This window comes from Nanhaiella sioensis, from assembly GCF_046557775.1.
GTDB lineage: Bacteria > Bacillota > Bacilli > Bacillales > SM2101 > Nanhaiella > Nanhaiella sioensis.
In genome coordinates this window covers 936717-950251 of the sequence record NZ_JBKAEG010000001.1, presented here as the reverse complement: position 1 = coordinate 950251, position 13535 = coordinate 936717, and the positions used below count along the sequence as shown (strand labels likewise).

The 13535-nt window shown below is 34.2% G+C and carries 13 protein-coding genes and 1 pseudogene; 9 read left to right on the top strand and 5 right to left on the bottom strand.

The features are described 5' to 3' along the window. The first annotated feature begins 33 nt into the window (after window positions 1–33). Window positions 34–975 (top strand): ferrochelatase, encoded by a 942-nt coding sequence (gene hemH / locus V1503_RS04430; protein WP_410629382.1) that lies wholly within the window; start codon window positions 34–36, stop codon window positions 973–975. 28 nt (window positions 976–1003) lie between these two features. After that, window positions 1004–2434 carry a protoporphyrinogen oxidase gene (hemY, locus tag V1503_RS04425; RefSeq protein ID WP_410629381.1) on the top strand — a complete coding sequence of 477 codons (1431 nt, stop codon included), beginning with the start codon at window positions 1004–1006 and terminating at the stop codon, window positions 2432–2434. Window positions 2435–2483: 49 nt separating this feature from the next. Here the strand turns inward: hemY and V1503_RS04420 are convergent. Next, a pseudogene (locus V1503_RS04420) lies at window positions 2484–4031 on the bottom strand (IS3 family transposase). Between the two features lie 511 nt (window positions 4032–4542). Here V1503_RS04420 and V1503_RS04415 point away from each other — a divergent pair. Then, the gene (locus V1503_RS04415; RefSeq protein ID WP_410625115.1) at window positions 4543–4926 is read left to right on the top strand and encodes a VOC family protein; all 384 of its coding nucleotides are present in this window, start codon (window positions 4543–4545) and stop codon (window positions 4924–4926) included. Between the two features lie 284 nt (window positions 4927–5210). After that, window positions 5211–5546, top strand: coding sequence for a helix-turn-helix domain-containing protein (locus V1503_RS04410; RefSeq protein ID WP_410625113.1), 336 nt, complete (start codon window positions 5211–5213; stop codon window positions 5544–5546). A 296-nt stretch (window positions 5547–5842) separates the two neighbouring features. Here the strand turns inward: V1503_RS04410 and V1503_RS04405 are convergent, their stop codons facing one another. Next, the gene (locus V1503_RS04405; protein ID WP_410625111.1) at window positions 5843–6793 is read right to left on the bottom strand and encodes an S-layer homology domain-containing protein; all 951 of its coding nucleotides are present in this window, start codon (window positions 6791–6793) and stop codon (window positions 5843–5845) included. 421 nt (window positions 6794–7214) lie between these two features. Between V1503_RS04405 and V1503_RS04400 the strand changes: the two genes are divergently transcribed. The 3 genes from V1503_RS04400 to V1503_RS04395 all read left to right on the top strand — a co-directional run bounded on the left by V1503_RS04400 (window position 7215) and on the right by V1503_RS04395 (window position 8357). Further along, on the top strand, window positions 7215–7316 hold the full coding sequence (locus V1503_RS04400) for a putative holin-like toxin (protein WP_250886841.1): 102 nt from the start codon (window positions 7215–7217) through the stop codon (window positions 7314–7316). A gap of 302 nt (window positions 7317–7618) precedes the next feature. Then, window positions 7619–7789 carry a DUF8096 family protein gene (locus V1503_RS25160; protein ID WP_496113359.1) on the top strand — a complete coding sequence of 57 codons (171 nt, stop codon included), beginning with the start codon at window positions 7619–7621 and terminating at the stop codon, window positions 7787–7789. A 97-nt stretch (window positions 7790–7886) separates the two neighbouring features. Further along, window positions 7887–8357, top strand: coding sequence for a hypothetical protein (locus V1503_RS04395; RefSeq protein WP_410625109.1), 471 nt, complete (start codon window positions 7887–7889; stop codon window positions 8355–8357). A 177-nt stretch (window positions 8358–8534) separates the two neighbouring features. Here V1503_RS04395 and V1503_RS04390 read toward each other — a convergent pair whose 3' ends face one another. The 3 genes from V1503_RS04390 to V1503_RS04380 are packed head-to-tail and all read right to left on the bottom strand — an operon-like array spanning window position 8535 to window position 10222. Continuing rightward, window positions 8535–9434 (bottom strand): DMT family transporter, encoded by a 900-nt coding sequence (locus V1503_RS04390; protein ID WP_410625107.1) that lies wholly within the window; start codon window positions 9432–9434, stop codon window positions 8535–8537. Between the two features lie 45 nt (window positions 9435–9479). Next, window positions 9480–9743: an arylamine N-acetyltransferase gene (locus V1503_RS04385; protein WP_410625106.1), complete on the bottom strand. Its 264-nt coding sequence runs from the start codon at window positions 9741–9743 to the stop codon at window positions 9480–9482. Continuing rightward, a complete protein-coding gene (locus V1503_RS04380; protein WP_410625104.1) occupies window positions 9740–10222 on the bottom strand; it encodes an arylamine N-acetyltransferase family protein in 483 nt (160 codons plus the stop codon). The genes V1503_RS04385 and V1503_RS04380 overlap by 4 nt, the downstream gene beginning before the upstream one ends. A 438-nt stretch (window positions 10223–10660) precedes the next feature. Between V1503_RS04380 and V1503_RS04375 the strand changes: the two genes are divergently transcribed. Then, window positions 10661–11236: a TetR/AcrR family transcriptional regulator gene (locus V1503_RS04375; protein ID WP_214482419.1), complete on the top strand. Its 576-nt coding sequence runs from the start codon at window positions 10661–10663 to the stop codon at window positions 11234–11236. A gap of 64 nt (window positions 11237–11300) precedes the next feature. Further along, window positions 11301–13505, top strand: a complete 2205-nt coding sequence (locus V1503_RS04370; RefSeq protein WP_410625101.1) for a YhgE/Pip family protein — start codon at window positions 11301–11303, stop codon at window positions 13503–13505. Window positions 13506–13535 lie beyond the last annotated feature (30 nt).

The window sequence follows — 13535 nt, the reverse complement described above, 5'->3', positions numbered from 1 at the left end:
ATATTGGCTTAGAGATTAAAAGGGGGCAATAAAATTATGAAGAAACAAATGGGTTTGCTCGTTATGGCCTATGGGACACCATACAATGAGGAAGATATAGAAAGATATTATACTCATATCCGACGTGGAAGAAAACCAACTATAGATATGCTTGAGGATCTTAGAGAACGATATCAAGCAATTGGTGGAATTTCTCCACTCGCTAAAATTACCCAAGAACAAGCAGCTAAGCTTGCTTCACATTTAAATGATATTCAGCAGGAGATAGAATTTAAACCTTATCTTGGCTTAAAGCATATTGAGCCATTTGTTGAAGATGCTGTGAAACAAATGAAAGACGACGGAATTGAAGAAGCAGTTAGCATTGTTTTAGCGCCGCACTTTTCAACTTTCAGTGTTAAATCTTATAATGGTAGGGCTAAGGAAGCTGCTGATAAACTAGGTGGACCAAACATTCATGCAATTGAAAGTTGGTATGATGAGCCTAAATTTATCAATTATTGGGTGGAAAAGGTGACAGAAACTTATCATAAAATGTCTGATGAGCAACGGAATAATGCTGTACTTATTGTATCAGCTCATAGTTTACCTGAAAAAATCCTTGCTAATGGTGACCCTTACTTGCAGCAATTACAGCAAACAGCTGATTTAATTTCAACGAATGCGGAGATTTCTGACTATGTAATCGGCTGGCAGAGTGCTGGTAATACGCCTGAACCGTGGTTAGGACCAGACGTACAAGATTTAACTAGACAGCTGTATAAAGAACAAGGGTATAAGACATTCGTATATATACCTGTTGGGTTTGTCTCCGATCATTTGGAAGTATTATATGATAATGACATTGAATGTAAAATGGTTACTGATGAATTGAATGCAACATACTACCGTCCTAAAATGCCAAATACGAACTCAAATTTCATAGATGCAATGGCTTCAGTTGTGTTAAAAGAATTAGATAATAAAAAACTATAATAAAGAAGGCGATGTGCAAGTGAGTAATGTGAAGAGAAGGACTGTCGTAATTGGTGGTGGTATCACTGGAGTAACAACAGCATATTACTTGCAAAAGGAAGCAAGAGAGAAAGGGATTTCTTTAGCATGTACGTTAATAGAATCCTCCAATCATCTGGGAGGAAAGATTCAAACAGCCGAACGAGATGGCTTTGTTATTGAGAAGGGACCAGATTCTTTTTTAGAAAGAAAGAGAAGTGCATCAAGACTTGCAACAGAGGTGGGACTAGGGGATAAACTAGTAAATAATTCTACCGGACAATCTTTTGTACAAGTAAAAGGGAACTTACACCCGATGCCAGGCGGCTCCATTATGGGAATTCCTACACAAATTGCTCCATTTGTTACAACAGGGCTGTTTTCGCCATTCGGTAAAATTAGAGCAGCAGCTGATTTTGTATTACCTAAATCAAAAGTAGTTGGTGATCAATCATTAGGACAGTTTTTCCGCAGACGTTTAGGTGATGAAGTTGTAGAAAATTTAATAGAGCCATTACTGTCAGGTATATATGCAGGTGATATCGACAAACTGAGCTTATTATCAACTTTTCCGCAATTTTATCAAGTTGAACAAAAGCATGGTAGTTTAATAGTCGGAATGAAGAGTATGACACCGCGAAAAGCAAAAAATGCTGAAAAGGGTAAAGCAAAAGGAATGTTCTTAACTGTTTCAACTGGTTTACAATCATTAGTTGAAGCAGTTGAGGAGAAGTTAGATACTGGTTCAGTATTAAAGAACACAAGTGTGATCAAGTTAGAAAAGGTAAATGATGAATATATCGTTCATTTAAGTAATGGTGAGCAAATAATAGCTGATACGGTTGTTATTACAACACCACATGAAATTACCCAAAACATTCTTGCTGATTATTCGTTTTTTGACCAATTTAAGAATATGCCATCAACTTCAGTTGCTACAGTTGCACTTGCATTTCCGCAGTCGGCAATCAACAAAGACATAGATGGTACAGGGTTTGTTGTTTCAAGAAATAGTGATTATACCATCACTGCATGTACTTGGACACATAAGAAATGGCCACATACAACACCAAAAGGAAAAATCCTGTTACGGTGCTATGTAGGTAGAGCTGGAGATGAAGCAATTGTTGATCAAACGGATGACGAGATCATAAAGGTTGTTTTGGAAGACTTAAATAAAACAATGAATATTACTAGCGATCCAGAGTTTTCTATTATAACTCGATGGAAAAAATCAATGCCTCAATACACTGTTGGGCATAAAGAACGAGTGGAGAATGTGAAGGAAGTAATGGAGAAGGAATTACCCGGCGTATTTTTAGCAGGAAGCTCGTTCGAAGGCTTAGGTATCCCAGATTGTATAGATCAAGGAGAAGAGGCAGTTAAGAAAGTTTTAGAATATATCCAAACGCATTCAAAAGAACTAGTAGAGGTTAACTAATTATGAACTGCCCCCTGTCTAGTAGACAGCGGAAATAATAAAAAGTCACTTAAGCGGCTTTAGCTCTATATTCCATAGGGCTAAGGCCATTTAATCGTTTTTGGTACCTATCGTAATTATAAAAATGTATATAGTCTTCTATGGCTTGAGATAATTCTTCAAAATTCTCATATTTATTTAAATAATACTTCTCACATTTCAATGCTCCCCAAAAAGATTCCATCGGTCCATTATCAATGCATCGACCTACTCTGTGTCATCTTAGCGGCATCTATTTTTCGTTTAAACCCTTTAGATGTGTACTGAAATCCTCGATCACTATGTATTAGTGGATAATCCCCGTTCAGTTGGTCTATCGCTCGGTCAAGAGTATTAAACACAAGAAGGTTATTATTCGAATTCCCTAAAACATAACTAATAATTGAGCCATCATATAGATCGAGAATAGCACTTAAATAAGCTTTCTTTGATGCTCCATATTTAAATTCCGTTACGTCCGTTACCCATTTTTCATTCGGTTTTTCTGCCGTGAATTCGCGATTTAACACATTTTCTGCGACATGTTGAGGAGTAGAGCTCTTATAAGAATTTTTCTTTCTTCGAATGACAGACTGTATGCAGGCTACCTTCATTAGTCTATAAATACGTTTGTAATTAAAGTTCTCTTCAAATTTCCGATTGATATTTAACGTCATTCGACGATATCCATATATCCCATCGACCTTCTTATGTAGAACCATCATTTCTTTAATAATCTCTTCGTTCTGAAGTTCTTGTGCCGAAGGCTTCCGTTTTAGCCACTTATAGTAAGCACCTCTTGTAATACCTGCCACTTCACAAAGCAATAGAATACTCAGGCCTTTGCTTTCATTAAGTTCCTGAATGGCAATATACTTGTCTTCATATCGAATGCAGCTTACTTTCGCCTCCTTTCGATTTCCTCTAACTTTTTTAAGAATAAATTTTCCGCACGTAAGCGCTCATTTTCTCTTTCTAGCTTTTTCATCTGGAGTTCAATCTTCTCTTCTGGAGTTAGCTTTACTTCTTCTTTCTTTTTTCCACGTTTATCTTTAAGTCCTTCATCTCCACCATTTTCATACTTCTTAACCCATTGGTACACCTGTTGATAAGAGACCTTGTAGGTCTCAGCTGTTGTTTGATAATCTTTGCCATTCTCTAAACAGTCCATTACAATTTGTATCCGTTCTTCCCAAGTCGTATTTCTTCCGTTAGTCATAGTCCTTGTCCTTCCTTGTTTCGTATCTTTTAATTCACTATGACTATTATACTTGTAAACCCATTTCTCAAGGACGGAACAACTCGAAATTTCATATTTACGAACAACCTCACGTTGAGAGTATTCCCCTGACAAATAATCTTTAACTGCAGCTTCCTTTAATTCTTTGGAGTAGTTTTTCCATGTTTTAGAGTCAATTAACCCATCAATTCCACTTTTCTCAAATCGCTCTACCCATTTATAAATAGTATTTTTAGGAATTTGGTACATTGTTGTTAGCTCTTTTAGAGTGAAGTTTTCGTTGTTAAATGCCCTCACCACTTCATGTTTAAATTCAATAGAGAAAAATTTATTGGACATAAAAAAGCCCCCTTAAGGTAATCAGATTTTATTTTTTAATCTGTCTACCTTAAGGGGAGCATATCATTATAGTTAGCCTTTTTTTTAATATACCTCCTCGATTTTATAGGTGTTAAACAAAGGCTGTTTTCGCATTGATTGTTGCTTTTCGTTCTAAGGTTAAGCACGTATATATCTAGCGTTCGTGGCATCTTTTCTACTTTTATAATTATTGAATTCTCCTAAAACTCATCAAACTGTCCATTTTAGAAATAATAGCAACAAAGTTTATGAAAAGAGCCTAAACATACGAAGTAGCTACATACTCGATTCACTAAACAGCATATAAAAGAGCTTCTATTATCATCATTTGTATTTGAAATGACGGACACATATGACAGTTTACAACTGTCAAAATTCAATGTGTAAATCCTATCCTATCAAATCTATCGAGGCATTTTTATCAAAGAAGGATTTTGCAAAGAGTTTATAGAAATTGGTAGGAAACCATTTTTATACGAGGAGAAAGTAAATGAAGAACCTTTTATTAGAATCTCACTGCATATTTCCAACCAAGAATATAATGAAAACCGCAAACTTTTATGAAGAGAAAATGGGATTTAGAGTTGCTAATTATTTGAACTCTAATGAACCTCATATTTGTTTATATCGTGATACGACAGAGATTATCTTAACCAAATCTAATGGACAAAAAGTAATTCCGAATAGGGAATTATATGGTTACGGGTACGATGCTTACTTTATAACTAAAAATCAAGAAGAACTTCAAGAAGAAATGGTCAATTCTAATGTGAAGATTGTCCGTTCATTAGATAACACTGACTACAATAATAAAGAATTTGTAGTTGAAGATATAGATGGAAGATGGATAGCTTTTGGAATTAAAGTTGATTAAATGCTGGAATAAGATTAACAAAAATATAGGGAACCCTAATAATTGGGATTTTTTATATTTTTTTTATGCAATTATCAACATTGGAAATTAACAGAGCCTTCCAAATAAAATGGTCATTTTATTCTGATTTACTAAAACAAAAAACCGAAAATTAAGTTTCACACCCTGTTGTTGGGGAATTTTTATATAATAGACATATATTATATTTAGGGGTGAAAATCTATGAAAGAAAATTTAATAGCAAGATCACTATTTACTTTAGCTATTTGTATAGTAATAGGCAGTTGGTAATATCTAGTTCAATTTCCAGAGGTAATGAGAGAATAGCAAACTACATCTCTGATAGTAATTGGGGAATTTCTAATCAAATATCAGATCTACCGGAAAGACTAATTGCTTCAAATTCAATAAGTAGCACACAAAAGCAATTGTTACACTCGGACGAATTAGGTGAGTATTTAGGAATAAGAGATTCCCAGGTAAACCTGTTGCTCCCTGATTTTAATAACGATAGCCCGTTACCGTATGTGAAATTGGGAAATGAATATTACTTTCCTAAGTCGGGTATCGATAAATGGCTAACTGATCTTGATGCTTTCATCATTTCTAATGACCAATAACTTGGTCTTTTTTATATTCAAGTAAAATACTTATTTTTTTAAAATTATCTAAGTTAATCCTTTATAATAATATCGTAATTTCCTAACAAGCCACTCCAGTTGACAATTTTCAAAAATGCTGATTCTGTCGACAATTCATTTATTGTGTAAACAGTTGATGTATCATATTGATCTGATTTTCGCTGCCTTAAGTATTGTCATAAATGTAATGACAATATGCAAGTTTTATTGTAAAAATAACTACAAAAAAAGGACTTTATAAGCCCTTTTTTATTATTCAGTTAACTAAAGAATTACTATAATTCATCAACTAGCTCACCATCCGCATTATACAACTCTGCTACATCTCCACCATTGTTCCAAATATTGGCTCCAGTCCACTTTAAATACGTTGGTGATGACTCTTGAGCGTTTTTTCCACTTGTAATGTACACTGTAGAACCAACATTTAAAACATATCCACTAGGAAATTCGAAAGTCTGATTGCCTTCAACACTTACTAATGTCCATCCTGTCATATCAACATCTTCATTGCCAGCGTTACTAATTGTTACAATTTCCTTTTCTAGATCAACACTTACCAAATCGATATTTTGCGTAGTTAACTCATCTTCACTTTCTGTTGTTTCTTCTTCATTCTTTACTTTAAATGAATCATCTAGCACTCTAGAGAAAAATACTGCGAAATGAGCACGTTTAACTGTATTATCTGGCTTATATGTATTATCATCATATATTTGTGTTATTCCATTTGATGCTAATAAACTCACATACGGAAATAACTCATTTGAAACATCAGTTATTTCTCCTTCATATGTACCTTCTAATTTATATGCATTTACTAATGCTACTGCCATCTCACCTCGTGTTAATGCACTATAAGGGTAAAAATAATCTTCTTTTGCAAAAATCCCTTCATCTACAACTGTAGCAATTGCTTTAAAAGCTTCTTGATCTAGAAAATTAATATCACTGATTCCTGGATTTGGACGGTTTGATGTATCTAGACCTAAAGCACGAACAATCATTATAGCTGCTTGTACTCTTTTTACCTCATCATTTGGCTTAAATGTACCGTCAGAAAAGCCCTTAATAATGTTTTCACCACTCAAAAATTCAATTTCATTCTTAGCCCAAAAATCATCAGAAACATCACTAAAGCTTGTACTGGCTCTAACCGTCATGCCTGATAACAATACAGATATTAACAATGTAATAGTTAAAGTGAAAATTTTAAACTTTTGCATTTCCCATCGCCTCCTTCAACAATAGTGTTTTCTACAAAAAATTGGTATATCCTCTAAAGAAAGACATAAAATTACATTATATTTTTAAAAATAAACGAGGAGAATTAATACGAACGGGAGTAATAGATGGTTTCAAATTTATGAGGTAGATAATTATGATGAGGTATGGGTTGTCAAGGGACTTATATATCAAAATTTTAAAAGGTACTCTTAGAAGATAGATATGAGAAACAGGAGGTTTGATTTCTATTATGGAAAGAACCGTAAAATGTCTAAGCTTGTTGAATAATGTTAATATATTTGGGGTTATACAGAACGGCAGTTCTTTCATAGGGAAAAATGTGGTATAATAGAGAAAGATAGTATGTGAATAGGGCGGTCGGCTAATCCCCATGTCATGATAGTAAGGGGGTGACGCCAAATGACTGTATACGAAGCACTGATGGTAGCACTAGGATTTTCATCTTTAATTGTAGGACTAGTTGCATTGTTTGTGCACATGCAGTCAATGAATAAAAAATAGACCTCCCTTACGCTAGGGGCGAGGTCTATTTCTCTGTATTTAGCCGATCCCTGTGGAACGTCTATCTAAGGTCGAAGATGCGCTAACATCTTCGGTCTATTTAATATACTCTTTATTTATGTTCATCATACCATATTTTTTCTTTTGTAACAAACCATACTAAAACCCTTACCATTAACCCTCATGCCCCTTTCGAGCAGCTCTCATTTCATTCATTCGTTCAGTATTATTGTCTTTCGACTATAAATAATCACTTAAGTCTGCTATTATAGATGAGCTTAAATCTAATTAAAGGTGATAATATGACTGATAACAAAGAGATAGATTTAAATAAGGTATATGACTACAAAGATTTCCCCGATAAAGCTAGTGGTCGATGCGATAACTGTGACTCAACTAGATTTAAAAGTTCTGTAAAGGATTATATTTTCATATGTGAGTGTAATAAATGCGGATTGAAAAAGAGTATATAGGCCTATCCATTTGAAGGGTTTTTTACAATACAATTAATCTTGTATTTGAGTATATTCCTTAAATCCAACTTCAAAATCTACCTTAAAGGAGGAGTTTATGAGGAAAAAATTAATTGTAACATTATTATTCTTTGCCTTATTTTATATTTTTTGGTTCAGCTTATATCTTTATGAACACTATTATTTTGAAGATACCTTCAATGAATTAGTAGTCAACACATTTATTGAAGAACATGAAGATACATTAACAATTACAGTGGACTTTTCTAATAAACTTCCACCTTTTTCAAATAATGAGTTAATTATTCTTAATTCTAATCCGGATCATTATATTGTTGAGAAGAATTCTCTAGATACGAATTTAAAATTTAACAAACAGCAAAGTATTCAGAGCCCTGATATTTATATGAATATCCTAACACGGTCTCCTGACTCATTAAAAATCAGATATAAAATAGAAGGTAAGGAAATTGATGAATCAACTTTTGTTGTAACTATTAAGTCTAAATTCAAAGGAAAAACATTGTTTAAATACCTAGATAAACTTATTGTAGCCAATAGAATGTAGTATACAATTAGCTACTTTTTTGTTGTGTATAGTGCGTGATGTTATTCATTAGTTTCGATAGTTCATTCACCTATTTAACTCCTAACGGGGTTAGTGAACAAAAGAAGGGAAACCATATGTCAAGGTTTCCCTTTAGTTTATCTAAAGTATCAACATTAAAATTTAACGCAGCCTATTTTAAAAAAACCTTTTGAGATTAACTCTTTGTAGATGAACACCAACAACCCCTAAGATTATCAGCATTGAACCTATCAGGTGATAGCTGTAAAATGGCTCATTCAAAATAAATACGCCTGCAATAATACTTACAATAGTAGCTAGATTCATAAATACACCTGCTTGAGAGGCTTTCATTCGAGCATAAGCGTAGTTTTTTAACATAGCTCCAAGTAGAGAAGATATTATAGCTAGATACAAAATTGAAAACAAAAAGCTTGTATTTAATAACATGGAGTAATCTACCCTTTCAGGTGACAAAAATAGGAGGATATTAAAAATAACCATACCAATACCCATCATCGCAAAGGTGATTTCCATAGCTGTGAATTGTTTAGCAATTTCTCTGATTAATACTGTGTATAGTGCCATTGAAAGGGCGGATAAAACAATGAGTGTGATACCAACAAGATTTCCATCAGTTTCAAGTCCTTTCATTAAAGTAATGTATGTTACTCCACCGACAGATAGCATAATAGAAGTTTTTTGCGTAATGGTAGTTCGTTCCTTCAATAACACAGAAGCCAATATCATGACGATAATAGGAACAAGTGCTGTTATAACTCCCGCTTCACTTGAAGTTGTATACTTCATGCCATACGTTTGCAACAAAAATGCGAGTACTGGATGGATGGTTGAAAATAAAATAAGAGGAAGTATTGGTTTATTGTAATATTGAATTTTTACAGCATTGCTTAAAACAAGGAGTGCGATTACTAGAAAAGCAATCGTAAATCTTATCGATAAAATATTTAATGGAGTAGTCATGCTTACGACATTTTTTAAAAATAAAAAACTAAGGCCACCCAATACAGCACCTATTACTCCAGCTAAAATAGGACCAGCAGGTTTATCGTTCATAATCATTTCCCCCTAAGGTCGATAATAAAGATCAAAGGTGTCCTATCAATTAATATCAAAATAGTAATTTAGGATCGTGTTAAATTCGCTTGTTGAGTAAGCTTGTTTTGACTTCTGATCATCATTAGTTATAATGATGTGCTCATCAGTTACCGTTACTCGGCCATTAGGGGTTGCAATTGTAACGATTGTCTGCTGTGTGAATTTAGATTGTGTATTAGTTTGATTCCAATGACATATCTCATTAAAGAAGTCATATTCTCTTGGTGTTTTGCTAAAGCGGAATTGTGTATTCCATTCATTATTCATGTGCTTTTGTAAATCAAAAATATATCGTCAACAGACTGTATGCGGTACTTTCCACTAATATCCTCAACAATTTCTCCGGTTAATAGTATTGGTGAACGGACTGTATCCCCGCAGCCCACATCTACCAAATAATCACGTTCATTAATAGTTACTAAATTCGTTAAATGGCTATTTGCTTTATACCACTGATTTTTCCCAGTCGATATTGTTGCTGAAATCATCGTTACTTTGTAGTCGAGTTTCTCTAGTAGCCAATTAAATAAGCCATTTAATTCATAACAAAAGCCACCTCGTTCATTATTCACGATTTTATGATAGATATTAGTTAAATTAAGCTTTATGGGTACGCTGTTTATGACATCTAAATTTTCAAATGGAACTGTGTATAGGTGTTGTCGTTGTAAGCTTCTCAAGTCTTGTTCTTTTTCACCGGTGAGGGAGTGTATACCTATTCTTTGTAAATAATGATTCATGTTCATCTGTATTCCTCCTTTATTTACATTAGGCTGTTTTTCGTACAAATGGTGGTTTCCGTACGAAGCATACTACATGTAGTTAACAATGGTTTGTTACATCTATCTCGACTTTTTGAAAGCGAATGTGAACTGGATATAATGAACAACTTGCCTAATGCCTTAAATAGTAATGAAATGAGCCTTGCCTTAAGCATAACGTATAAACAATTGGAATAAATCGGTATTTATATTGAATGATTGCTACAAATTTAAGCCGATACGAAAAGGAACTTTCATACATCTACAGACTGAAGGTGTGAATACGTTTGCAGTTTTTAGAAAAAACTGTTTTTATAAAATTGATACCAAAAGTATTGATCAAGGTTTTGGCCTTGTGTTATAGTATTTTCATACTAAATGACTAAAATGTTCATTTGGTCAGTTGTGGAATGAGGTGTAGTAGTGGTTAAAGATCGAAAACAACTAATAATAGACGCAGCGACAAAATCTTTTTCTCTGTTTGGGTATAAAGCAACAACAATGGATCAAGTCGCAAAGCTAGCTAACGTTGGGAAAGGTACGATATATACATTCTTTAAAAATAAAGAAGAGTTATTTGACGAAATAACATCTTCATTAATTGCCGAAATGAAAGAGGCTGCAGAAGAAGCAATTGATCCAACATTACGTTTCTACGAGAATGCGCACAGAGCTTTATACAAAATATTGGAATTTAGAAAGAGACATCAACTGATGATCAAGTTAATTGAAGAGGAAAATCAGATTGGTACACCTGCAGTTCAAGAAGCTATGGTTAAACTCGAAGATGCTATTATTGGATTTATTAAACAGAAAATTATCGTTGCAATAGATAAAAAAGAAATGAGAAATTGTGATCCAGAAATGACTGCATTTATTTTTTTGAAATTGTATATTGCATTAATTTTTGATTGGGAAAAAAATCACGAACCTTTAGGTAAGGAACAAATATTACACTTATTCGAGCTCTATTTCTTAGAGGGATTATCAATTAGATGATCCTTAAATTTTTAGCATTATTGACCAAATGAACAAAACAGTCAAATGTTACTAGGGGGATACTATGAGAGGAATATCATTGTTAATTCAAGAACTAAAGGCGATGGTAACGAACAAGAAACTCATTGTTCCAATCATTGTGTTAATGTTTATTCCGCTGTTATATAGTGGGATGTTTTTATGGGCTTTCTGGGATCCATACGATCAAATGGATCGCTTACCTGTAGCAGTTGTAAATCAAGATACTGGAACAGAGTATAATGATGAAGAACTGCACATAGGAGATGATCTAGTAGATCAATTAAAAGATAATGAAGGTTTTGGATGGGATTTTGTCGATAAAAATGTAGCTCAAGAAGGGTTAGACAATCTAGATTATTATATGATGGTTGAAATTCCAGCAGATTTTTCTGAGCGTGCTACAACATTGTTAGAAGATACCCCTACCAAACTAGAGCTTAAATATATACCGAATGAAAGTTATAACTTTCTTGCTGGACAAATTGGAGAATCTGCAATTGAAAAAATTAAAGCTGAGCTAGCGAATGAAATTAGTGCAACATTCGCAGAAAGCTTATTTGACAATGTTGATGAATTAGCAGATGGTTTAACAGAGGCTAGTGATGGTGCAAGTAAGATTGATGATGGAGTTACCGAACTTAACGATGGTGCAATTACGTTGCAAGAAAATTTAGCAAGGCTAGCAAGCAATACAATTACATTTAAGGAAGGGTTACAAGCATCAAATAATGGTTCAAAAGAATTAGTTGATGGCGTAACAGCTTTAAAAGATGGATTTGAGGAAATGAAGACAGGCCAGGAAGAATTGCTAGCTGGAGCTCTTGAAGCTCAAACTGGTACAGAACAATTGTCAAATGGTTTGCAACAATCACTACAGGGAGTGGAAACAGCTCAGTCTTCTATTCCTCAATTAACAGATGGATCCTTACAGTTAAATGAAGGGACCCAACAGTTAATTGGATCAATAGAACAATGGAAGCAAGCAGCAGAACAAACTGCAGCTGGGTCAACCGAGTTGTCAAACGGTATTGAACAACTAAATGAAGTTATTCAACCAATGTTGGATTCGTTACCTGAAGAACAAAAGGAACAACTTAAAGTAACAATGGCGAGCTTAATAGATGGAAGTAAAGAAGTAAATGGTGGATTAGAACAGTTAAAGGTTGCTGCTGACGAAATCAATGGTGGTGCAACAGTACTTTCAACAGAAATGAATAAGCTTCATCAAGGACAACTTGCGTTACAAACTGGAATAATCGAGTTGGCTGAAGGGCAACAGCTACTAGTTGATGGTGCTACTAAACTGTTAGATGGTCAAGATCAACTTGTAGGAGGGCTTCAATTATTCGGAGAAAAGATTACAGAGGCACAAGTAGGTACTGGCAATTTACTAGACGGTAGTAATAAATTATCAGCTGGTATAGATGAATTAGCAACTGGCTCTTTGGCGCTAGAAGATGGAGCTAGTCAATTAGCAGATGGATCTATAGAATTAATTGATGGGTTTGGAGAGCTTTCTGACGGAACGAATGAACTTTCTACGAAATTAACTGATGCCTCCACAGAGACATCGGAAATATCAGGTAACGATGATATGTATAATATGTTCGCAGACCCAGTATCAGTCGAAGAAAAGAAAATGAATGAAGTACCAAACTATGGAACAGGGTTTGCGCCATACTTCTTAAGTTTAGGGTTGTTTGTGGGGGCATTGCTCTTGTCGATTGTATTTCCTTTACGTGAAACGGTCGCAGCCCCAAAAAATCCGTTTAGTTGGTTTATTAGTAAATTTGGAGTACTGGTTATAGTTGGTATAATTCAAGCGCTAATAGCCGATGCAGTGCTATTATATGGCTTAGGTCTTGAAGTGAAAAGTGTTTCATTATTTATCTTGTTTAGCATTCTAACTAGTGTCACCTTTATCACATTGATTCAGTTTTTAGTGACTTGCTTTAATGATCCAGGACGCTTCTTAGCAATAGTTATTTTAATTTTGCAATTAACAACTAGTGCCGGAACGTTCCCGTTAGAAGTAATTCCAGATGTATTACAACCGTTTAATACATTATTACCAATGACCTATACAGTTTCAGGGTTGAAGGCAGTAATATCAAGCGGTGATTATGGATTTATGTGGCAAAATGCAACAATCCTCTTAATGTTCATTGTATTGATGTCATTAGGAACGCTATTATATTTTGTAATGCAGTTTAAGCGTAAATATGGAGCAAATACTGCACAATCATAATGAACAAATCTTGGAATTTCAAGTGGAGAG